General features: G+C 42.2%; 19 protein-coding genes. 10 read left to right on the forward strand and 9 right to left on the reverse strand.

The features are described from left to right. Positions 1-155: 155 nt before the first annotated feature. The 3 genes from PL11201_RS18610 to PL11201_RS18620 form a co-directional block, all read right to left on the reverse strand. On the reverse strand, positions 156-341 hold the full coding sequence (locus PL11201_RS18610; protein ID WP_079680393.1) for a hypothetical protein: 186 nt from the start codon (positions 339-341) through the stop codon (positions 156-158). Positions 342-671: 330 nt separating this feature from the next. After that, on the reverse strand, positions 672-1814 hold the full coding sequence (gene rsgA, locus PL11201_RS18615; protein ID WP_079680394.1) for a small ribosomal subunit biogenesis GTPase RsgA: 1143 nt from the start codon (positions 1812-1814) through the stop codon (positions 672-674). Further along, a complete protein-coding gene (locus PL11201_RS18620; protein ID WP_079680395.1) occupies positions 1804-2073 on the reverse strand; it encodes a sulfurtransferase TusA family protein in 270 nt (89 codons plus the stop codon). Before PL11201_RS18620 ends, rsgA begins: the two co-directional genes overlap by 11 nt. A 49-nt stretch (positions 2074-2122) precedes the next feature. Between PL11201_RS18620 and PL11201_RS26545 the strand changes: the two genes are divergently transcribed. Then, a complete protein-coding gene (locus PL11201_RS26545; protein ID WP_159451560.1) occupies positions 2123-2269 on the forward strand; it encodes a hypothetical protein in 147 nt (48 codons plus the stop codon). Here the strand turns inward: PL11201_RS26545 and dnaJ are convergent. The 3 genes from dnaJ to grpE all read right to left on the reverse strand — a co-directional run bounded on the left by dnaJ (position 2252) and on the right by grpE (position 6574). Continuing rightward, complete coding sequence (gene dnaJ / locus PL11201_RS18625; protein ID WP_079680396.1) at positions 2252-3382, reverse strand: molecular chaperone DnaJ; 1131 nt, start codon at positions 3380-3382, stop codon at positions 2252-2254. The genes PL11201_RS26545 and dnaJ overlap by 18 nt on opposite strands. A gap of 18 nt (positions 3383-3400) precedes the next feature. Then, positions 3401-5470, reverse strand: a complete 2070-nt coding sequence (dnaK, locus tag PL11201_RS18630; protein ID WP_079680397.1) for a molecular chaperone DnaK — start codon at positions 5468-5470, stop codon at positions 3401-3403. Positions 5471-5830: 360 nt separating this feature from the next. Then, positions 5831-6574 (reverse strand): nucleotide exchange factor GrpE, encoded by a 744-nt coding sequence (gene grpE / locus PL11201_RS18635; protein WP_079680398.1) that lies wholly within the window; start codon positions 6572-6574, stop codon positions 5831-5833. A gap of 457 nt (positions 6575-7031) precedes the next feature. Between grpE and PL11201_RS18640 the strand changes: the two genes are divergently transcribed. From PL11201_RS18640 to PL11201_RS18655, 4 genes are all read left to right on the forward strand, one after another. Further along, on the forward strand, positions 7032-9035 hold the full coding sequence (locus PL11201_RS18640; protein WP_079680399.1) for a GspE/PulE family protein: 2004 nt from the start codon (positions 7032-7034) through the stop codon (positions 9033-9035). Between the two features lie 164 nt (positions 9036-9199). Further along, positions 9200-10300, forward strand: coding sequence for a type IV pilus twitching motility protein PilT (locus tag PL11201_RS18645; protein ID WP_079680400.1), 1101 nt, complete (start codon positions 9200-9202; stop codon positions 10298-10300). Positions 10301-10564: 264 nt separating this feature from the next. Beyond that, positions 10565-11698 (forward strand): type II secretion system F family protein, encoded by a 1134-nt coding sequence (locus tag PL11201_RS18650; protein WP_079680401.1) that lies wholly within the window; start codon positions 10565-10567, stop codon positions 11696-11698. A 76-nt stretch (positions 11699-11774) separates the two neighbouring features. Next, entirely contained in the window at positions 11775-12383 is a 609-nt protein-coding gene (locus tag PL11201_RS18655; RefSeq protein WP_079680402.1) for a hypothetical protein, read from the forward strand. Positions 12384-12408: 25 nt separating this feature from the next. On the opposite strand, the gene PL11201_RS18660 is transcribed toward PL11201_RS18655, so the two are convergent. After that, positions 12409-12999, reverse strand: coding sequence for a DUF4126 domain-containing protein (locus PL11201_RS18660; RefSeq protein WP_079680403.1), 591 nt, complete (start codon positions 12997-12999; stop codon positions 12409-12411). Between the two features lie 264 nt (positions 13000-13263). On the opposite strand from PL11201_RS18660, the gene PL11201_RS18665 reads away from it, so the two are divergent. The 3 genes from PL11201_RS18665 to PL11201_RS18675 all read left to right on the forward strand — a co-directional run bounded on the left by PL11201_RS18665 (position 13264) and on the right by PL11201_RS18675 (position 16844). Next, on the forward strand, positions 13264-15264 hold the full coding sequence (locus PL11201_RS18665) for an FAD-dependent oxidoreductase (protein WP_234996769.1): 2001 nt from the start codon (positions 13264-13266) through the stop codon (positions 15262-15264). A 97-nt stretch (positions 15265-15361) separates the two neighbouring features. Further along, entirely contained in the window at positions 15362-16024 is a 663-nt protein-coding gene (locus PL11201_RS18670) for a vWA domain-containing protein (protein ID WP_079680405.1), read from the forward strand. Positions 16025-16082: 58 nt separating this feature from the next. Then, positions 16083-16844 (forward strand): PP2C family serine/threonine-protein phosphatase, encoded by a 762-nt coding sequence (locus PL11201_RS18675; protein ID WP_079680406.1) that lies wholly within the window; start codon positions 16083-16085, stop codon positions 16842-16844. Here the strand turns inward: PL11201_RS18675 and PL11201_RS18680 are convergent. After that, positions 16841-17623 carry a Uma2 family endonuclease gene (locus PL11201_RS18680; protein WP_079680515.1) on the reverse strand — a complete coding sequence of 261 codons (783 nt, stop codon included), beginning with the start codon at positions 17621-17623 and terminating at the stop codon, positions 16841-16843. The two genes, PL11201_RS18675 and PL11201_RS18680, sit on opposite strands and share 4 nt — an antisense overlap. 209 nt (positions 17624-17832) lie before the next feature. Here PL11201_RS18680 and PL11201_RS18685 point away from each other — a divergent pair, with 209 nt between their 5' ends. Then, the gene (locus PL11201_RS18685; protein ID WP_079680407.1) at positions 17833-19329 is read left to right on the forward strand and encodes a UDP-N-acetylmuramoyl-L-alanyl-D-glutamate--2,6-diaminopimelate ligase; all 1497 of its coding nucleotides are present in this window, start codon (positions 17833-17835) and stop codon (positions 19327-19329) included. A gap of 150 nt (positions 19330-19479) precedes the next feature. Here the strand turns inward: PL11201_RS18685 and PL11201_RS18690 are convergent, their stop codons facing one another. After that, positions 19480-20292 carry a sulfite exporter TauE/SafE family protein gene (locus tag PL11201_RS18690; protein WP_079680408.1) on the reverse strand — a complete coding sequence of 271 codons (813 nt, stop codon included), beginning with the start codon at positions 20290-20292 and terminating at the stop codon, positions 19480-19482. Between the two features lie 92 nt (positions 20293-20384). Here PL11201_RS18690 and PL11201_RS18695 point away from each other — a divergent pair, with 92 nt between their 5' ends. Continuing rightward, on the forward strand, positions 20385-21869 hold the full coding sequence (locus PL11201_RS18695; protein WP_079680409.1) for a mechanosensitive ion channel domain-containing protein: 1485 nt from the start codon (positions 20385-20387) through the stop codon (positions 21867-21869). Positions 21870-21976: the final 107 nt, after the last annotated feature.

The raw sequence follows: 21976 nt of genomic DNA on the forward strand, positions 1-21976 counted from the left end.
TGAAAGCTAAAAGCTACTTATAGTAAGTATTTACCTATTGCCCATTGCCCATTCCCTATTGCCTCTTGCTATAAAGTTAATTTAGACTTTATTAGGCTGAAAATCTATTAAAATCCCATTATTCCCGATTCTCGGCTATAGATTAAGAATACTTCCTAATTTTCAATCATAGTAGAACGCTGGGCTCGACAGGCTAGAAAATATTCAACTTCTTCCTCGGTTGTGACCCAGGTTTTTAAGTTCCCATTCCAGGTAAACTCAATGCGATGTCTAAGTCTTAATTGAGAGACCCGTTGATGAGAAACTCCTAAAATTCGAGCTACATCAGATTGTCTTAACATGGAAATTTTCAACCAAAAATGGGGATACCGATGAACAGTAGTAAATCATTTTATTAACACTACTTTTCATCTGATTTGGCTTGATTCTATCAGGGTTATCCTTTAAAAAAAACAGTATTTATTCGGAAAAATAATTCGCTAAAATCGCACTTTTTCGTTAATTTGCGTAATTCTACTGATGTGATGGAGCAACAAAAAGTTATATAGCACTACACATTCCCCCTGTAGAGACGTTGCATGCAACGTCTCTACAGGGGGGGTTAGAAGCATAATCCATAGCATCTATAAGATGATATAAAGATGAATCACCATGATAAAATTTAATAAGCGCTACTCATCATCCTTGAATTCTTCACATAAATCCTGCAAGGTTTGATGTTGAAAACGACGGGAAGAACGACGATATTTTTTACTCGCTAATTTAGGTTCTAATTGTTGTTTACCTCCTAATTTGGTTTTAGATTTAACATTAGTTTCTATATCCGGTTGTTGTTTAATCGCTTCTTGATACTCGATCGCAGTTTCTAAAAACTCCAAATAAATCGGATAACGTTCCCAGTCGCCCCGAACAATACAATTCGGTTCATCTCGATGGGAACAATCACTAAATTGACATTTTCCGGTACTTAAACGGAGTTTTGCTTCCGGGAAATAATCGATTAATTCTTCTGGATGACATTCTAATTCAGGTTGATTAAATCCCGGTGTATCGGCTAATAATCCCCCAGTTGGTAATTGAAATAGTTCAACATGGCGAGTGGTATGTCTTCCCCGTCCTAACTTTCCTGAAACCGTAGCGACTCTTATATTGAGACTCGGAATTAATTGATTAATTAAACTGGATTTTCCCACCCCAGAGGGGCCAGAAATTACCGTGGTTTTATCTTTAAGTTGATAAAGTAAAGTATTTTCTTTAAAGGTATTTTCAGCTTGAAAAATAGATTTTTCAACCACTCTACGCTCAGAATCAACCGTATATTCTAAACCACTATTAACACTAATAAATAAAGGATAATATCCACAATTTAATAAGCGATCTCGCCAAAATAATAACGCCTCGGACGACACTAAATCGCACTTATTCAAACATAAACAGACTTCTAAACCCGTTGATTCAGCTTTAACTAAAAACCGACTTAAAGCCGTGATTTCTAACTCCGGTTCGGCGATCGCAAAAACTAACAAAATTTGATTCGCATTGGCAATGGGAGGACGACTCAGTTCCGTAATTCGGGGAAACACCCGAGCGATCGCCCCCCGTTTTCCTGACCAGTCCGGTTCCTCCACAACCACCCGATCCCCCACCATCACCTGCTGACCCATCTTTTTTAAAAGAGAACGACGGGTACATAGCAATAGGGGTTCAGGTGCTAAAACCCGGTCAGATTCCAGTTGAACCTGATAGAAATTCGCTTGAACTGCGACGACGGTTCCCACCAGTTCCGTTGTATTTAAGGAGTCATCACTGATCATTGGACGGGTTTAGGAGTGAGGAACGAACCTGAACCGCAAAAAACTCTCCACAATCTTTGATTTGTTCGATATGATATCCCGCCATGGTCAAACTATCGGGGACTTGTTCAATGGGTTCTCCCCCATCTAACCAAACTTCCAACAGCGAACCCGATGTCATCTGTTCCAGGCGCAATTTAGTCCGAACAAAATTCAAAGGACAAGGAGTCCCCCGCAAATCCAATTGAGCATCCGGCGTTAAAGTATCGGTTTCTCTCATAAAAACAAGGTATCAAAATAATCAAAATCTGATTAAATTAGTGCTACAGATGGCAAGGGAACAGGGAATGGGGAATGGGGAATGGGGAATGGGGAATGGGGAATGGGGAATTACGAATTACGAATGGCAAAAGTTTACCTCCCCTGCCTCCCCTGCCTCCCCTACTCCCCCTACTCCCTTACTTCTGGTGGAATAAGTTACCCAGAAACCCCTCAATGCCGCCCTTCCCAGTGCGATCGCCTCGAATTTTGACCAACTGTTCCAGCAGTTCCCGTTCTTCCGGTGCCACCTTGGTAGGAATTTCCACCTGAACTGTAATTAAATGATCCCCCCGGCTCACCGGATTTCCCAGACGGGGAACCCCCTTATTTTCTAAGGTTAATACCGTTCCGGGTTGAGTTCCCGCCGGAATAGTTAACTTAGTGGGGCCATCAACGGTTTCCACCTCAAAATCAAACCCCAGGATTGCCTGAAGATAGCTAATTTTGACTTCCGATAGAATATTAATCCCATCCCGTTTAAATTTCGGATCGGGTGCTACCGACAAGAACACATATAAATCCCCCGGAGGCCCACTGCGTTTGCCTGCATCCCCCTCGTTAGCAACCCGTAAACGAGTGCCATTATCCACCCCGGCCGGAACATTAATTTTTAGTTTCTTCGTGACTTCATTTAAACCCCGACCGCCACAGGTGGAACATTTATCCTCAATCATCTGTCCCGTACCATTACAGTTCGGACAAACGGAAACTTGAGTAAAACTACCGAAGGGAGTCCGAGTCGCCCGACGGACTTGACCACTACCGCCACAGGTAGAACAGGTTTGGGGGCGAGTCCCCGGTTTTGCCCCTGTTCCGGTGCAGGTTTCACAGGTTTCTAAATGCTTAATGCGGATTTCTTTTTCTCCGCCAAAAATCGCTTCTTTGAACTCTAAACGCAGGTCTAAGCGTAGATCATCCCCCCGTGCCGGGCCAGTGCGTTTACGCGCTTGGGTATTACCGCCCGCCCCGCCACCGAACCCACTGAAGAAGCTCTCAAAAATATCGGTAAACGGATCGGTAAAGTTGGGGTCAAAGCCACCCGCACCACTCGATACCCCGGCTTCTCCAAAGCGGTCATATCGCGCCCGTAACTCCGGTTCTTTTAGCACTTCATAGGCGCGACTAATTTCTTTAAACCGTTCTTCCGCGCCCGCTTCTTTATTCACATCGGGGTGATACTTGCGAGCTAGGCGACGATAGGCACGCTTAAGTTCTTCTGTATCTGCCTCGCGGGAGACACCCAATATTTCATAATAATCGCCTGCCATAGAGTATTTTGCCTAAAATTATTCAGTGAATTGAGAGGTAAAAGGATTGCCCGGATCGGGTGCTGGCTCGGGAACAGAAACTGGATCTATTCCAAAGGGAGTGTCAATGATACTGTTGTTCACAAGGGATAACCCGCTACTGGTATCATCGGTATCTTCCATGCCTTCTAAATCTTCTGCATTTTCCGTGTCTTCTACATCTTCTTGAGTAGCATCCAATTCTGAATCCTCAGAAGCGAAAGACGAAGACGGGGACGGGGACGGGGAAGAATTCTGGCCAGCTTGTTCATAAATGGCCGAACCCAAAGCATACAACATTTCTTGGAACGATTCTACCTGTTGTTTCATCTCCTCGTAGGAGATCTCGGCATTAGCCACGGCTTTTTTTAAGGCAGCAGCTTCTTGACGGACTCGTTCTTTGAGTTGATCACTAATCCGGTTAGCATTTCCTTTCAGGGTTTCTTTACAATTATAGAATAGGGTTTCGGACTGATTTTTCAAATCGGCAACTAAACGCCGTTTTTCATCTTCATCGGCATAAACCTCTGCCTCTTGACGCATCCGTTCAATTTCCGCTTCGGTCAGTCCTCCGGTATTACTAATTTCAATACTTTGTGCCTGCCCTGTCCCCTTATCCTGAGCCGAAACCTTGAGAATGCCATTGGCATCAAGATCAAAGGCGACTTCAATTTGAGGAATACCCCGTTTAGCCGCTGGAATACCACTGAGGAGGAACTTGCCTAAACTTTTATTATCCTTTGCCATGGCTCGTTCTCCTTGGAGGACGTGAATTTCTACGGAGGACTGACCATCAACGGCCGTAGAAAACATTTGAGACCGGCTCGTGGGAATAGTAGTATTGCGTTCAATAATTTTAGTTGAGACTCCCCCGAGGGTTTCTAAACCTAAAGATAAAGGGGTAATATCTAATAACAATAAATCCTTCACTTCCCCTGCTAAGACTCCCGCTTGAATGGCGGCACCTAAAGCCACGGCTTCATCGGGGTTAACCGAACGATCTGGGGTGCGACCGCCAAAATAATCACTAATGGCTTGTTGCACCGCCGGAATGCGGGTAGACCCCCCGACTAAAATAATCCGATTAATCTGATCAGGTTGTAAACTGGCATCTTTGAGGGCTTGGGCAACGGGTTCGATCGTGCTGTCTACGAGATGTTTCACCAACCCTTCAAATTCGCCTCGACCGAGTTCTAGTTCCAAATGTTTAGGCCCAGAATCATCGGAGACAATAAAGGGTAAATTAATGGAAGTGGTGTTGCGATTGGATAGCTCGATTTTGGCTTTTTCGGCGGCTTCGCGTAACCGTTGCACCGCCATTTTTTCCGATGATAGGTTAATTCCTTCCTGGGTTTTGAATTTTTGGATCATCCATTGCACGAGACAGTTATCAAAATCATCCCCACCGAGATGATTATTGCCCGCCGTTGATTTGACTTCAAAAATCCCGTCTCCGAGTTGCAGAATGGAGACATCAAAAGTACCGCCTCCAAGGTCAAAGACCAAAATTTTCTGTTCTTGATCTTGTTTATCTAACCCATAGGAGAGAGCCGCCGCCGTGGGTTCATTGATAATCCGCAGCACGTCTAACCCGGCAATGGTTCCGCCGTCCTTGGTGGCTTGTCTTTGAGCATCGGTAAAATAGGCGGGAACCGTAATCACCGCTTGGGTGACGGCTTCTCCCAAATAGGCTTCTGCATCTTCCTTGAGCTTTTGCAAGACCATCGCCGAGATTTCCTGCGGGGTATAGACTTGGTTGCGAATTTGGACATTAACGGTATCGTCCTTGCCCTTCACACAGTTATAGGGAACCCGGGAGCGTTCTTCTTCGGTATCTTCCCACCGACGCCCAATAAACCGCTTAATGCTGTAAACGGTATTTTCCGCATTGGTAACGACTTGTCGCTTGCCCAATTGACCGATGAGGCGATCGCCATACTTGCCAAATCCCACAATACTAGGAGTGGTTCGTCCTCCCTCGGAGTTGGAAATGACAATGGGTTGACCCCCTTCTAAGACCGCCACACAACTATTTGTTGTTCCTAAGTCAATGCCAATGACTTTTCCCATAACTCCTCTTATCAGTAATCAGTTATCAGTTATCAGTCGATAGTTAATAGTTATCAGTTATTGGTCATCAGTTATCCGTAAACAGTTATTATCAGTCAAAAATTATTTTCAGTAATCAGTTATCAGTTATTATCGATAAACAGTGATCAGTCAATAACTATAGCAATCTGCGCTTTCGAGAAGGAGGTTATAACATTTCAATACTGATATGAAACAGTCAGAAGTATTATCCCATATGCGGTGTTCCCTTTGGCTCAGTAATTTTGAACACAAATCAAATAGGATTGCTACAGGTATTAACTATTGACTGATAACTATTAACTATTAACTGATAACTGATAACTGATGACTGACAACTGATTAAGGGGTTTCTGCTTCTGCCGTGGATGCTTCTGTAGAATCGGAAGAACCCGGTTCTGGAGCGGTTGCTACCTTCACCATGGCATGACGTAATACCTTTTCTCCCAATTGATAACCGTGCATTAAATCCTCAATCACCGTTCCTTCCGGGTAGGCATCCGTAGGTTCTCGCATCACCGCTTCATGTAAATTCGGGTCAAAAGGCTCTCCCTCTGGACGCATCACCGCTACCCCAAGTTGTTTGAGGGAATCTACCATTAATTTATAAACCCCCTGGTAACTTTTGTGGATATTCATTTCCGCATCCGTCTGGGGTTTAATTTGAGATCTAGCCCGATCAAAGTTATCCACCACCTGGAGTAACGGTTTCAGGGTTGACCCTTTAATGGAAATTTCTAAATCTTCTTTTTCCTTTTGAGTCCGTTTGCGGAAGTTTTCAAAATCCGCAGCTAGACGGCGATATTGCCCCGTGATGTCTTCTAGTTGAGCTTTCAAGGAAGTATTGGCTTCTGCTAAGGCCATGAATTCTTGCTGAAGGCCCTCACCGCTTGATTCTATTTCCTGACCAAAGGTGGTTTCGCCAGGAGCAGTCGTGTCCGTTGCCACAGAAGTTTCAGAGCTTGATTCTGTCGCCGTTGTAGCATCATCTTCGAGATCACCAAAGCTTTTCGCTTCCGATTCAGAGGTTGAATAGGATTGACCCGTTAGTTCATCAGGAGTATTAGCTGTTGAATTAGGCACCATAATCGTACTTTGTCCTTGTTGATCACAAAAAATCCAGCGAGATTTCCTAAACCTTCAAGATATTAGGAGCAACCTCACCCTTTATGACTGTAAACGTTACTTCAAAAATTTTAACTGAATCGGAGCCATTCATCCCACCCCAGGGGGAATACCGCAACAGTAGGATTTTTGAGGAGTTATCTTGAATCAGAAGTTCTTCCATTCAGTTGCCTCAAACTATTAAATCTTAAAATACAATCTGGTGACTGAGGAAAAGCTATCATCAATATAGATTATTAATAAAGTGAACTACTCACCGCTAACCGGGAGTACCAGGTGGAGCGGGGGACTTCCCTGCGGTGTAAGTTAAAATCCAGATAAATTGCAGATGAAAGCGGTTGTATTCTGGAGACTTGGCTCTTAGATGGGTCTGAAAATCGGCTAGAAAATTTAAAGATATATACCTTAAGTCTAGGCTATGACTAATACATCCCAAAGACGCGCCTTGGTTGTTCAAAGTAATACTCCCTTTGGCAACAAATTAATTCAATCTGGCTATATTAATCCTGAGCAACTTCAGCAGGCCCTAAAAACTGCCCGCCCCGGTCAGCCCCTAACGGAAATTTTGGAATCAATCACGGGTCAGCCTCTGCCCCCGGAGTTAGCCCGTCAGTACAAAAAACAACAGTTATTTGAACTGAGAATTGTTCATGGGGTCGAAGCCTATGATCCTGAAATTGAACCGATGACGACGGAAGAACTCGAAGTCATGCTGAAATTTCTGGAGACGGGTTTAGAAACCTGTAAACGCCATCGCTTTATTCCCCTACGCAAAGTCGAAAATGATCCCTCCTCGGTCTTGATTGCGATGGTTGACCCCGATAACCTAACGGCGTTGGAGGAGTTAAGAAACCAAATTCTGCGACCCAAAGCCCTGAAGTTACAACGGCGGGTGATTACCCATGAAGATTATGACCAAATCATTTCTGCCTACAGTGATGAGGATGTTAAACGCAAAGCCGTTGAAGCTGCCATTCGTGACAAAGAGAAATTAGAATTTACCGCCGGGGATTTTGATACGACAGACCTCGAAGATGTGGGGGATGACGGCGGTGGGATGGATTTGGCTGACGAAATCCAAGAGTCCGAAACCGCCCCGGTGATCAAAGCGGTGAACGTGATTTTAGCCAAAGCTCTCTCGGAAGGGGTGTCTGATATTCACGTTGAACCCCAAGAACATGAGATGCGGATTCGGATGCGTCGAGATGGGGTGTTGGAGGAATATTATAAATTTCCTAAAAAGGTGATTCCCGCCATTACCTCCCGGTTTAAGATTCTAGCAGAAATGGATATTGCCGAACGCCGTCAAGCTCAGGATGGCCGGATTCGTCGCAAGTTCCGAGGACGGACGGTGGATTTCCGGGTGAATAGTCTCCCCAGTCGCTACGGGGAAAAAATTGTTTTGCGGATCTTGGATAGTTCCTCGACTCAATTAGGATTAGATAAATTAATTACCGATCAAGAAACCTTAGCCTTAGTTCGGGAAACCGCTTCTCGACCCTTTGGGTTGATTTTGGTGACTGGGCCAACGGGTTCAGGAAAATCCACCTCCTTGTATTCGGTTTTAGCCGAACGCAACGATCCTGGGATTAATATTAGTACGGCCGAAGACCCGATTGAATATGCCTTACCCGGAATTACCCAATGTCAGGTAATTCGAGAGAAAAATTTAACTTTTGCTAATATTTTACGGGCGTTTTTACGACAAGATCCCGATGTGTTGCTGGTGGGGGAAACCCGGGATTTAGAAACAGCTAAAACTTCTATTGAAGCCGCCTTAACTGGACACTTAGTGTTAACGACTTTACACACAAACGACGCCGCCGGGGCGATCGCCCGTTTGGATGAAATGGGGGTAGAACCCTTCATGGTGTCGGCTGCCTTATTAGGGATTCTCGCCCAACGTCTGATGCGTCGGGTTTGTGGCGAGTGTCGGGTTCCCTATACCCCCACGGTTGAAGAACTAGGTCGCTATGGACTATCGGCTTCCCAAGAAGTTGATATTACCTTTTATAAAGCCAATACCATTCCTGTTGAACACCGGAAGCATCTGACGGATGGGAGTCAGTTGTGCAAAAAATGTAATGGACTGGGTTACAAAGGTCGGGTAGGGGTATACGAATTCTTGAAGGTGACTGAAAGACTGCAAACCCTAATTACCAAAGGTGCCCCCACGGAACAAATTAAGGAAGCGGCCGTGGAAGAGGGGATGAAAACCATCTTAGCCTACAGTTTGCAGCTAGTCCGCGAAGGCTATACCACCTTTGAAGAAGTGGAACGGGTCACGTTTACCGATTCGGGTTTGGAAGCGGAACTCAAAGCCAAACGGAAACAGGGCTTAACCTGTAAGAGTTGTGAAGCGGAATTGAAACCGGAATGGTTAGATTGTCCCTATTGCATGACCCCACGCTTTACCAGCTAAACATGGGGGAAAAATTGCTATTTTCCACAGGTTTCCCAGGGGTTTTGGTGCTTAGTAAAACACTACTATTGGGAATACTAGGAGAAATTCTTAATTTTCAGAGGTCTTGGGTTAACACTCCCAACTGATCAAATCGTTACAACTTAATTTAGAGGAGAACAATAATGGGATTAATGATTGAAGACGCTTTAGAGTCTTTAGTCGAGCAGGGGGGGTCTGATATTCATATTCAAGCAGGCGCGCCCATCTTTTTCCGAATTAGTGGGAAACTCACCCCTCAGCCTCAATTTGGGGAAACTCTATCGGCGGAGGAAGTGCAATCTCTGATCTATCAAATGCTGAATAATATGCAGCGTAAGCAGTTAGAGCAGGAATGGGAATTGGACTGTGCCTATGGGGTACGGGGACTGGCGCGGTTCCGGGTGAATGTCTATCGGGAACGGGGGTGCTGGGCGGCTTGTTTACGGGCCTTAGCCTCTAAGATTCCTAATGCGGATAAATTAGGGGTTCCCCAAGTGATTCGGGATATGACCGAACGTCCGAGGGGCATGGTGTTGGTCACTGGTCAAACGGGTTCGGGTAAAACCACAACCATGGCGGCTTTGTTAGACTTAGTGAATCGGACTCGCTCCGAACATATTCTGACGGTGGAAGATCCGATTGAATATGTGTTCCCTAATATTAAAAGTTTATTCCACCAACGGCAGAAGGGAGAAGACACTAAGAGTTTTGCGAATGCTTTAAAAGCGGCATTGCGGGAAGACCCCGATATTATTCTGGTGGGGGAAATGCGGGACTTAGAAACCATTGGTCTGGCGATTTCGGCGGCTGAAACCGGTCACTTAGTCTTTGGAACCCTGCACACGAACTCGGCAGCGGCGACGGTAGACCGGATGTTAGACGTATTCCCACCTATCCAACAACCCCAAGTTCGCTCCCAGTTATCGGGTTCACTGGTGGGGGTTTGTAGTCAAAACTTGGTTCCCGCCATTGGGGGAGGTCGTCGGGCTTGTATCGAAATTATGATGAATACTCCGGCTATGGCTAACCTGATTCGGGAGGGAAAAACCGCTCAAATTTATTCCCAAATTCAAATGGGGGCAAAGTTAGGAATGCAAACGATGGAAATGGCCTTGGCGAGACTCTATACCGAGGGTCAAGTGACTTGGGAAGCGGCGATGAGTAAATCGTCTAAACCCGATGAATTGGAACGTTTAATTGGCCCGGCTCCCTCGGCGACTAAGGGACAAAAAGCTAGAGCATAATCAGTTATCAGTTAACAGTTAACAGTTATCAGTGTAAGAGTTATCAGTCATCAGTTGACAGTAAAGAGTTCATTGTTAATATTTGTGGGCTAAAAATAGTTAACAGTTAACTGTCAACTTCTTAACTGATAACTGTTGACTGTTAACTGATGACTGATTAGGGGCAGGTTCATCGAGATGCACGGTAATTAACAAAGATCGAAAAGAACCCGCCCGTACCAGTGATCAGTAAAAGGTTAATTAATACTGAATAGGTAAAAATATATGGCAGGTAGTGTAGTTCGGAGTCAAGTCAGAAATCGGGGTTTCGACTTTAAACGAATTGAAGAAAGTATTAGTATTGCCCTGGCAAGTATTACAGTTAAAGACTTGGCAATTTTTGCTCGTCAGTTTGCGTCTATGTTTAATGCTGGGATTGCGATGGCGAGATGTTTGAGTGTATTAAGTGAACAATGTAGTAATGCCAAGTTAAAAAACGCCTTAACTTCGATTCGGGCTGATGTGGAAGAAGGGACGGAACTTTCTGTGGCGATGAGGAAATTTCCCGATATTTTTGATCAGCTTTTTATTAGTATGGTGTCGGCGGGAGAAACTGGGGGGGTATTAGATGAAGTTTTAGAACGGCTGGCGGTGATGATGGAAAAAAACCACAAAACCAGCGCTGAAATTAAGTCAGCGATGTCCTATCCCAAAACCGTGTTTTTTATTGCTATTACTATCTTTTTTGGGATGACAACATTTTTGCTTCCCACTTTTGCTAAGGTGTTTCAGGATATTGGGGCAACACTGCCAATGTTTACCCAGATTATGCTCAATATTAGTTCCTTTTGTAGAACTTGGCCACCGATTCCGCAGGGAATTATCATCGGAGTAATTTTTGGGCTATTGACGGCCTATAAAATTTCCTATAAAACCCCCGCCGGAAGAATGTTTTTTGATAAGCTATTTCTGAAGTTACCGATTTTTGGAAACCTGATTAAAATTTCTGCTGTAGCAAGGTTTTGTACCATTTTTGGGAGCTTAACTCGGTCTGGGGTGCCGATTATGAATTCCCTGGAAATTGTGGAAGAAGTGGCGGGAAATGCCCTGATTGCCCAAACGATTCACCATGCTAGAGAGTCTATTCAACAAGGGGGTTTAATTAGTTTAGCTTTACAGGAGGGAAATGTATTTCCGGCTTTGGCGATTCAAATGATTGCCATTGGAGAAGAATCGGGGGAACTGGATAAAATGTTGATGAAGGTGGGGGCGTTCTATGAAACGGAAGTGGAAGAAGCCGTAAAAGGACTCACCAGTATGTTAGAACCTCTGATGATTGTGATGGTGGCCGGAATTGTCGGTTCAATTTTGTTATCTATGTATTTGCCCATGTTTTCAGTATTTGAAAAAATGGGTTGAACACTGTTCAAGGGAAGACTAAACGATATGTATTCCCTTGAATCTAATAATTTGAAATTAATTTTTTATCCAGGTTATGTCTATTCAAAAATCTCATTATGAAGCGTTGCTGGCAGAATATAGTAATTCGGAAGCTGTAATTACTTTACTCAAGCAACATCGTCCTTATTTTGAAATGGTTCCGAGTATTCGCCGTTCCGATGATAGTGTGATTACGATTCCCTTACCCATCGTGCGTTTGCGTCATGGCGTTTCCTATTCGGGAGTGCCGGGAATTAGTATTAAACCTGGCGATGCCCTGGGTTTGCCCTGCGATATTGGGATTCTGATGTGTGACCCAGAATGGAAAGTTAAAATTGGGCCGGAAATTTTTGTTTTTATTCATCGTCCTCAAGAAGAATTATCGGATTTATTAAGACGCTGGCGATTAACTCAAGTCCTATTAGATCAAGATTATGAATGGATTATGCCTCACCATTATAAACATATTGATTCCCAAGAGGCGGAGGATCTTTATCCTTTATTTGTTTTATTTCCCGAGACATCGGAATCGATTAAACGCGGATTAATTGGAGCCAATTTACCATTTGTTATCCACTCCTTAGAGGAGATCATTGACAATTATGAATACCCGGATTTTGATGCAATCCCATTAGAAGAATATCAAGAATTTGGTGGGGAATAAGGATCAGCTTTGATACTTCATATAATCAATCCGGTTCCCGTTTATAACGTCGGGGGTTGCGTTCTCCATGGTGACTTTGTTTCCTGTACCAGCGATACCATTCCCCAGAAATCCGAATGGAAAGCCATAGTAATAATAATGCAATTAATCCCCCCTGTTTAGGGGCGTCGAAGGCAAAAATTACCAAGAAAATACAAAGAATATCCTGTCCTAAAATCACCCATAGGGGCAAACCCCGTAGACGATAAAATAATCCTGTTTGCACTAATTGTAAAACCAGAGCCAGTAAACCCGCAACAATGGCAATAATCCAATATAAGCCCGGTTGAACGTTAGTTGCTCCGGCGATCGCTAAACCCAAAATAGCACCCACAAAGGGGCTAAATAGTAATTGTATTATTTGTAAAATCCGCTGTCCCAGTAGTTTTTTTGATGCAAAAATTTCAAATAATGACCAACTGACGAGAACCCCGACAACAACCTGTGGAGAAAATTTAGACAGAAACGGTACACTCGACCATAAATCATTTCGCAATAAACCAATAACCAGTAAGGGTAAAGCAATCCTTAATCCCGCCGCCGCCGAAGCCGATAGCACCGCTAGAAGTTCAATCATAAATCAAAGTGAGGAACGGAGTATTTGATACCGAAAATTAAATAGGGGGTCTGAGCCTGGTTTAAAGGGTGATCTTATATTCTATATATTAATTATGATTTTGTTACAAATGGTGATTTTATTTTCTCTATTCAATAAATGAAGTTTCTCTGTCAAGGTTTCTATGTTTATAAACTGGGTTAATTCTATTATGACATATCTATTCTAACTGGGAACTTTTCAAGTCATTAAATGTCTATAAAGTTCGGAGCAAACAGCACTAAAATGATCCCAAAATTCCTAATTGGTTTAATCGTTAGTATCATCTCTTTAAATCCCAGTTTATCCCTTGCCTTAGTAACCCCTGATCGAATTGATCAAAAAGTAGAATGTGATCTATTAGTGGTTGGGGGCGGACTGGCGGGAAGTGCGGCGGTTTATGAAGGGTTACTGGCAGGAAAAACCGTTTGTTTAACCGAAATTACCGACTGGGTTGGGGGACAAATTTCTGCCCAGGGAACCTCCGCCCTCGATGAAAGACCGACCCAAAGATCTCTTTTATTTTATCCGATAGGGTATTTAGAATTACGGGCAGAAATTGAAAAAAAATATGGGATTCTGAACCCGGGGGCTTGTTGGGTGAGTGAGGCTTGTTTTATGCCAGAAGCTGGGCATGAAATATTATTAAAAATGTTTAAAAAAGCTGAAAATAAAGGGAAAGGAAAATTACACTGGTTTCCCGCTACTGTCATTAAAGATATGGCAATTACCGATCATCAAATTATAGAAGCGATCGCAATTCAACATATTTCTGCCCCTGGACAACCGCCCTTAAATACAAAACCTTTATCTGCGATTATTGATGATGCTTATGAGTATGAAAATTCCCCACAATTACATAAAACAATTATTAAATTTATTCCTAAACAAAAAGCGAATCAAGGAGCCGATTGGTATATTATTGAAGCGACAGAAACCGGAGAAATTATTGGTTTAACTAATATTCCCCATCAACTCGGAATTGATCCCCGTTCTCCCCAAGAACCCACATCATCTAGTATTACAAAATATCCCTATTGTACTCAAGGATTTACCTATACCTTTGCTATGGAGGCGACTAAAAATCCCCAAATCCATGAAAAACCCTCATTTTATGATCAATATGCTCCCTATTATAGTTATGAATTACCCCGATTAGCCAATTTTAATTTAGTTTATACCTATCGGCGAATTCATAGTATGAATCCCAAAGAAAAACGGTCAGGAAATCCCAGGGAATGGCCGATTTATCCTGGGGATATTACTATGCAAAATTGGACGTGGGGAAACGATTATCGACCCGGAACCTCAGCAGATAACTTAATTTTAAGCCCCGCTCAATTAGAAGCAACAGATCAACTCGAACCAGGGGGATGGAAAGGCGGGTTAAGAACAGAAACCTTGCGAAAAGGAGAAGAAAATGCCCAAGGGTTTTTCTATTGGTTAGTAGCAGGAACTACCGACTCCCAACTGGGTGAAGGTATTAAACAAAAATATCCCAATTATCGCTATTTATCAGGGTTAAATTCTCCCATGGGAACCGTTCATGGGTTATCTAAATATCCCTATATCCGAGAAGGGAGACGAATCATTGGTCGTCCTTCCTATGGTCAAAAAGACGGATTTAGGGTATCAGAAATTGATATTTCTCGGAATAACTTTCGTCAAGATTGGTATACTAAAAATTTAACTCCAGAAACCTATAGACTGCTGTGGTTAGAGTTAGGGAGATTAAACAGTTTACCCGCTTTCTCCGGCGAAAAAACTATTGCAGAAATTAAAGCCCGTTCTCGGGCTACAATTTATCCTGATACCGTAGGAATTGGTCATTATGCGATTGATTTTCACCCCTGTTTAACCCTAAGTCCACCGGAAACTCCAGGGAATATGGAACGGGAAGGAGAACGTCAAGGACAGGGGGAAGCTTATCCCTTTCAAATTCCTTTAAGAGCCATGATTCCGCAAAAAATTGATAATCTATTAATAGCAGGAAAAAGTATTGCTGCCAGTCATGTTGCGGCGGCGGCTTATCGGGTTCATTCCTTTGAATGGTCGGTGGGGGCGGCGGCGGGAACCACCGCAGCATTTAGCTTAAAAACCGAAGTTTTTCCCTATGAATTAGTGGATGATTTACCCTATCGGGAACCAATATTAGAGGAGTTACAACGGTTATTAGAAAGCAATAATAATCCGATTTTATTCCCAGGAATGTCTATTTTTAATCAGTCTTGGGAAGATTGGCAATAATCACATAACTTCCGCAGGAGTTCTATTAATTTATCCTAGGCGACTTAGGATATAATAGTGAGTATCCTAGTAATTGTAAACAGAACAGATCACAATTATGAGACTAGATGAAGCGGTTGAATTTGCAGAAAATCCTGAACCTCGGTGTCCCTGTGTGTTGTTGTTGGATACTTCCGCATCCATGCAAGGAGTTCCCATTGACGCCTTAAACGATGGACTGATGGCGTTTAGAAATGATTTAATTCGGGATGAACTCGCTAAAAAACGGGTGGAAGTGGCAATTATTTCCTTTGATAATCAAGTTAAAATTTTACAGGATTTCGTTACTGCCGATCAGTTTGAACCGCCTTTATTAACCGCCCAAGGTCAAACTTTTATGGGAACTGCTATTAACCAATCTTTAGATTTAGTGGCGGCGAGAAAGTTAGAATATCGTAATAATGGTATTACCTATTATCGTCCCTGGGTATTTATGATTACCGATGGTGAACCTCAAGGAGAAAATGACCGGGTGACAGAAGAAGCAACTAGACGAATTCAAGAGGAAGAATTTAAAAAACAGGTGGCTTTTTTTGCTGTGGGAGTTGAAGGAGCAAATCTGGATAAATTAGCTCAAATTGTCCAGAGAACTCCGTTAAAATTACGAGGGTTAGACTTTAGAGAAATGTTTATTTGGTTATCTACAAGTATGCAAACCGTTTCCCATTCTAAAGTTGATGAACAAGTGGCTTTACCGCCTCCAGGATGGGGAAGTGTTTAAGCAATTATTCATAAAAAATAGGAGTTTTCTGTCCGTCGTTAAATTATATAAAATTACAATGGATTTAATTGGTCATTGGCAAGTTGTCTCAGCATCAGTAACCGGAAAAAGTCATGAAAAACAAAATATGCCTTGTCAGGATGCTCAGGGTTATAAACGGTTATCTAATAATCAATTAATTTTTGCTGTAGCTGATGGAGCAGGTTCGGCAAAATTAGCGGATTTAGGAGCGAATATTGCTGTTAAAATAGCTTTAGAGACTCTGGAAAAACAGATTAATTCTGTTGATATAGATATTGTTTGGGAAGATTATCTAAAAGAGGCTTTAAATGCGGCTTTAATTGCTATCCAAACAGAATCTGTTACCCAAGAAACAGAAGTTAGAGAATTAGCAACTACTTTAATTATAGGTATAGCCACACCGGAATTAGTCGCTGTTGCTCAAGTGGGAGATGGGGCAATGGTTGTGGAGGATAAAACCGGAAATATTCTGGAATTAACCATACCAACTAGTGGAGAATATTTGAATGAAACGGTATTTTTAATTGCTCCGAATGCAGTTGAAACTGCACAAATCAACCTCTGGTTAGGACAACCGAAATATTTAGCTGCTTTTTCCGATGGTTTACAAATGTTAGCGTTAAAAATGCCAGAAGGAAAACCCCATCACCCGTTCTTTTCTCCTCTGTTTAAATTTGTAGAAACCATCACCGATGAAACCGATGCTCAAGAACAGTTAATCGGGTTTTTGCGATCGCCCCGGGTCACAGAAAGAACCGATGACGATCTAACCTTAATCTTAGCCAGTTTTAACCCTTAATCTAATTCATCTGGGTTAATTCCCATCTGTCGCAAACGTTCTGCTAAACGTTGACTACGTTCGGTTTCTTGTCTTAATAATACTTCCGTTTCTTCTGCTCGTTGGTGTTCAGTTTCTGCTCGTTGACGTTCAGTTTCTGCTCGTTGACGTTCGGTTTCTGCCCGTTGACGTTCGGTTTCTGCTCGTTGAATTTCCTGTTCCAACTGTTGATTAATTTCCACATAAGACAAGAATTTTGCCCCATCAGGGCGATAGATTTGTAGTGGGTGTTCTGAAACTTCAAAACGAATCCCCAACCGAGGACTAACATAATTTTCAGAGATTTCAATTACATCTAACCCCCCATCCCCACGCTGCCAACCTTGGAATTGATAATTGTCAGGATTATAAATATAATATTCCTCCACGCCGTAGCGTTCATAAAACACTAATTTGCGTTCCATTTCCGACTTTGTATTCCCCGGAGAAAGAATTTCAAAAACCACTTGCGGGGCAATTCCTTCTTCCCTCCATTGCAAATAAGAACCCCGTTTTCCTTTCGGTCTTCCTAATACCACTAAAACATCCGGTGCATTGACAATATGAGGTTTTCCCTCCACCGGATACCAGAATAAATCCCCGGCTACAAATACATTAGGATCATGAGCAAATAACCATTCTAAATTCTGTTCAATTGCCACAATCCAATTAAATTGTTCTGTATTATTTGCCATGGGTTTTCCATCAGTTTCGGGATAGATAATTTCCGTTGGGTTAAGAGTTGCAGGTTGAGAAACCATAACTTTAATTAAAATAAAGGGAATGGGGATCACGGATCTAATAGGATGACGCAGATTAACACAGATTTTAATCTGTGAAATCCGTGAAATCCTCTTAAATCCGTGATCGGTAATGGGGAAGATATAAAATCCTTTTAATCTATTATACTATCTACTTCATAACCTATGATCCAGTATAAATTCAGTCCCGTTGTCAGGAGTTGCAGCAGATGAAGCTTAAAGAGTTATTAGCAAAAGTTGGGATATCAATATCGTCCGAGTCTCACCCGGCTTTAGAACAAGAAGTTAAGGGGTTAAAAACGAACTCTATTGCTTGTCAACCGGGGGATTTGTTCTTAGGAATGCCCGGAACCCGGGTCGATGGCGGGGAATTTTGGCCTAGTGCGATCGCCTCCGGTGCGGTAGCAGCTATTATTTCCCAAACCGCCGTCGAAAAAACCCAAGACCGCATTACCGCCGAACATCCCTGTATCATTCCCAGCGATAATCTGACCCAAACCTGCGCCCAAATTGCCACGGCTTTTTATGACCATCCGGCGGAAAAATTGCGCCTGGTAGGGGTCACAGGAACCAATGGCAAAACCACAACCACCCATTTGATTGAATTTATCCTCAGCCATAGTAACCATCCCACAGCCTTACTGGGAACTCTGTACGCCCGTTGGCCAGGATTCCAAGAAACGGCCACCCATACCACCCCCTTCTCCGTAGAATTACAGGGACAACTGGCCCAGGCGGTGGCCGCCGGATGTGAGTTTGGGGCGATGGAGGTGAGTTCCCATGCGTTAGACCAGGGACGGGTTCTTGGTTGTCCGTTTCAAGTGGCCGTGTTTACCAATTTAACCCAAGATCATTTGGACTATCACGCCACAATGGAGGATTATTTTGCGGCGAAATCCCTATTATTTAGTCCCGACTATCTCAAGGGTCGAGCTATTATTAATGCCGATGACCCCTATGGCCAAAGGTTAATAGCCCAATTGGGGGATAGGGCGTGGAGTTATAGCACCAGTGACCCAAGGGCTGATCTCTGGGCGGATCAACTGTCCTACCAACCCACGGGGGTTAAGGGTGTTCTCCATACTCCCCAAACAGAGGCGGAATTTTATTTACCTTTGGTCGGTCAATATAATTTATCTAACCTGTTAGCTGCTGTTGGGGCGGGGCTAAGTTTGGGCTTAGATTTAACTACCATTGTCGAAAAAACGACTCAGTTTGAGGGAGTTCCAGGACGGATGGAACGGGTACAAATTAGCCCTGATCAGGATATTAGCGTAATTGTGGATTATGCTCACACCCCCGATAGTTTGGAGAATTTACTCAAGGCGTCCCGTCCGTTTATTCCGGGTCGGATGATTTGTGTCTTTGGTTGTGGGGGCGATCGCGATCGGACTAAACGGCCAAAAATGGGAAAAATTGGGGCAGAATTAGCTGATATTGCCGTTGTGACTTCGGATAATCCTCGCACGGAAGACCCAGAACAGATTTTACAAGATGTTTTAGCCGGAATTCCTGACAGTATCAAACCGATTGTAATTGCAGATCGAGCCCAAGCAATTCATACTGCTATTCTCGAGGCTCAACCGGGAGATGGGGTATTAATTGCGGGAAAGGGTCACGAAGATTATCAAATTTTGGGGACTGAAAAAATCCATTTTGATGACCGAGAACAAGCTCGGAATGCTTTAGCTATTCGGATCAAATAACACAGTTAGAAAAAAAATGATTCTCTTTAACAGTGCAACTTATTCCCCCTTTTTTAAGGGGGTTTAGGGGGGATCATCTGTAGCGTTAATAGATTTTATATTGGTTTTTGTGCTATTTCCCAGAGTTATGAAACACCCCTGAAGGGGTGACTACGAAGATTGTATATAGGCTTGTCTAAAGATATAAATTGAGAGAATAATTAAAAATATTCTAAACATTAGAGTCACGGTTTGATCGGATAATTTGGGTAAAAATCGGGTGCTAATTTGCGCTCCGAATAATCCTCCTAACCCTAAAATAATTCCTGGAATCCATAATACATTCCCTTGAGTTGCGTGTCCAACACAAGCAGAAATAGCTGTAATCATAATCACTCCTAAACTGGTTTGAATCGCAACTTTAATGGTTTCTCCTAATAGCAATATTTGCAAAGGAACCATAATAATTCCTCCACCCACGCCAAATAATCCGGCTAAAATTCCGGCGGAACTTCCGGTTAAAATTCGAGAGAAAACCGGATTAAATGGCATATTATCCTCAGAATTTATAGTAGATTCAGAGGTTTGTTGTTCTTCCCGTTGTTTTTTCTTAGCTGTTATTTGTTTACGAACTTCTACTAAATAAACATTTAATAATAATAAACAGCCAAATAAAAATAATAATAATCTTGAGGAAAATATTCCCGCCAAAAATACCCCAATTTGTGCCGTTAATACCGAAGGAAATCCTATACCAATTACTTTATTTAAACTCAGATATCCCATCCGCCAATTTTGAAAACTTCCAGAAATAGCCGTAATCACAATGGATAAACTACTGGTTGCGACCGCTTGAACAGGTGTATATCCTAAGGCTACTAATAAAGGAACTAAAACCGTCCCGCCCCCAATTCCTAAAAATCCCGCTAAAATCCCAGCAATCAATCCCCCACCAGCTAAAATAATTAATTGAAATGTAGTCATATTTATTGTAATTAATAGGGTTCCTATCGATTATAATGAAAATCTGGCTATAGAATTTACTTTAGGTGTAATCCTATTTCCTATTCCCTACCATGATCATTATTCAGAAAATTATACAATTTTTATATACGATTTTCACCCAACCCATTAGAATCGGCGAAATCACGATTTCGGTAAGTCTAATTATTACGGTAATTATATCACTATTAGTCGTAATTTTCTTGGCGCGATTGGTGACAAACTGGCTGCGGGATAAATTATTGATTAAATGGGGATTTGATGAAGGAAGTCGAGAAGCGATCGCCACAATTTTTTATTATTTTGTAATTGCATTAGGGTTTATTATTGTTCCTCAAGCCTGCGGTTTAGATATTCGATCTTTAACCTTCTTAGCCGGGGGTTTAGGGATTGGAATTGGTTTAGGATTTCAAGGATTATTCCAGAATTTTGTCAGTGGATTAATCCTACTAATTGAACGTCCGGTAAAAGTAGGAGATTATATTGAAATTGATGATTTAGAAGGCAATATCAAAAAAATATCTATTCGCGCCACAACCATTTTAACTAATGATGGAATCTCAATTATTGTCCCTAATCAAAGTTTAGTCAATGCCAATATTATTAACTGGAGTTATGGAAATATTAATAGTCGAATTCATATTAAAATCCCCGTCGCTTACGGAAGTGATCCGGTGTTAGTGACAGAAGTTTTATTAACCGTTGCTCGTCAAGAATCCAGAGTTTTATCCTATCCGGCTCCTCAAGTTTGGTTAAGAAATTTTGGAGATGATTGTATTAATTTTGAACTCTTAGTTTGGATCGATCAACCCAAAGCTAGACTTCCAATTCAAAGTGCCTTAAACTATATGATTGAAAATGCTTTTAAAAAAAACAATATTACTATTCCTCTACCCCAAAGAGACTTATGGATTAAAAATCCCGAAGACCTAAGAATGATTTTTAACCCCGATCAAACTGCTGTTAATTCTCCGGTTGAAACCCCATCTTTTCCGATTCAAACTATTGAAAATTCTCAAGGTTTAGAACTGGAATCTATTAATCATATATCCCTGCGAGATTTATTAAGAAAAGTTGTTTATTTTGAACAGTTAACCGAACTGGAAATATTAGGATTAATTGAACAAGGGTATCGAGAAACTATTGTTCCTGGAGCGTTTATTTTCCATGAAGGAGATCCGGGGGATGCGTTCCATATTATTCTTTCAGGTTCTGTAGAAATTATATCAGAAAAACTCGATAAACAGATTAGAAATTTACAAGCTGGGGACTTCTTTGGAGAACTAGCTTTAATTATGGGAATCCCCCGCACAGCGGCGGTTAGAACCCTAGAAACAACCATTTTATTTGTGGTTGATCGCAATGTATTTCACTATTTTTTATCTAAATATCCGCAAGTCGCGGATCAAATTGCAGAAAAATTAGTTGAACGCAAACAGGAATTAGTTGAACGTCAACAACTATTAAGAGAAATGGGAGTATTGGGGGAAGAAGAAGATTTAGAGATTAATCCTCTGGTCTGGATAAGAGAACGAATGAAAGCATTATTTGGAATTTAAAAGTAACAATAATATTAATCAATTTTTAGATAATTTCCTGCGTCTACAGCGTAAATATTTCGCGGTTATTGTTTTTTTGCGAAGGAGTGATCGCTTTCTTTTTCGGC

This window comes from Planktothrix sp. PCC 11201 (assembly GCF_900009135.1).
Classification (GTDB): domain Bacteria; phylum Cyanobacteriota; class Cyanobacteriia; order Cyanobacteriales; family Microcoleaceae; genus Planktothrix.

What these genes read in the sequence shown, in the direction of transcription:
- PL11201_RS26545 (WP_159451560.1), top strand. Translation starts at nt 2,123, where the DNA reads ATGGCAAGGGAACAGGGAATGGGGAATGGGGAATGGGGAATGGGGAAT.
- PL11201_RS18645 (WP_079680400.1), top strand. Translation starts at nt 9,200, where the DNA reads ATGGGATTAATGATTGAAGACGCTTTAGAGTCTTTAGTCGAGCAGGGG.
- PL11201_RS18680 (WP_079680515.1), bottom strand. Translation starts at nt 17,623, where the DNA reads ATGGTTTCTCAACCTGCAACTCTTAACCCAACGGAAATTATCTATCCC.
- dnaJ (WP_079680396.1), bottom strand. Translation starts at nt 3,382, where the DNA reads ATGGCAGGCGATTATTATGAAATATTGGGTGTCTCCCGCGAGGCAGAT.
- PL11201_RS18665 (WP_234996769.1), top strand. Translation starts at nt 13,264, where the DNA reads ATGATCCCAAAATTCCTAATTGGTTTAATCGTTAGTATCATCTCTTTA.
- PL11201_RS18670 (WP_079680405.1), top strand. Translation starts at nt 15,362, where the DNA reads ATGAGACTAGATGAAGCGGTTGAATTTGCAGAAAATCCTGAACCTCGG.
- grpE (WP_079680398.1), bottom strand. Translation starts at nt 6,574, where the DNA reads ATGGTGCCTAATTCAACAGCTAATACTCCTGATGAACTAACGGGTCAA.
- rsgA (WP_079680394.1), bottom strand. Translation starts at nt 1,814, where the DNA reads ATGATCAGTGATGACTCCTTAAATACAACGGAACTGGTGGGAACCGTC.
- PL11201_RS18610 (WP_079680393.1), bottom strand. Translation starts at nt 341, where the DNA reads ATGTTAAGACAATCTGATGTAGCTCGAATTTTAGGAGTTTCTCATCAA.
- PL11201_RS18640 (WP_079680399.1), top strand. Translation starts at nt 7,032, where the DNA reads ATGACTAATACATCCCAAAGACGCGCCTTGGTTGTTCAAAGTAATACT.
- PL11201_RS18675 (WP_079680406.1), top strand. Translation starts at nt 16,083, where the DNA reads ATGGATTTAATTGGTCATTGGCAAGTTGTCTCAGCATCAGTAACCGGA.
- PL11201_RS18650 (WP_079680401.1), top strand. Translation starts at nt 10,565, where the DNA reads ATGGCAGGTAGTGTAGTTCGGAGTCAAGTCAGAAATCGGGGTTTCGAC.
- PL11201_RS18690 (WP_079680408.1), bottom strand. Translation starts at nt 20,292, where the DNA reads ATGACTACATTTCAATTAATTATTTTAGCTGGTGGGGGATTGATTGCT.
- PL11201_RS18620 (WP_079680395.1), bottom strand. Translation starts at nt 2,073, where the DNA reads ATGAGAGAAACCGATACTTTAACGCCGGATGCTCAATTGGATTTGCGG.
- PL11201_RS18655 (WP_079680402.1), top strand. Translation starts at nt 11,775, where the DNA reads ATGTCTATTCAAAAATCTCATTATGAAGCGTTGCTGGCAGAATATAGT.
- dnaK (WP_079680397.1), bottom strand. Translation starts at nt 5,470, where the DNA reads ATGGGAAAAGTCATTGGCATTGACTTAGGAACAACAAATAGTTGTGTG.
- PL11201_RS18695 (WP_079680409.1), top strand. Translation starts at nt 20,385, where the DNA reads ATGATCATTATTCAGAAAATTATACAATTTTTATATACGATTTTCACC.
- PL11201_RS18685 (WP_079680407.1), top strand. Translation starts at nt 17,833, where the DNA reads ATGAAGCTTAAAGAGTTATTAGCAAAAGTTGGGATATCAATATCGTCC.
- PL11201_RS18660 (WP_079680403.1), bottom strand. Translation starts at nt 12,999, where the DNA reads ATGATTGAACTTCTAGCGGTGCTATCGGCTTCGGCGGCGGCGGGATTA.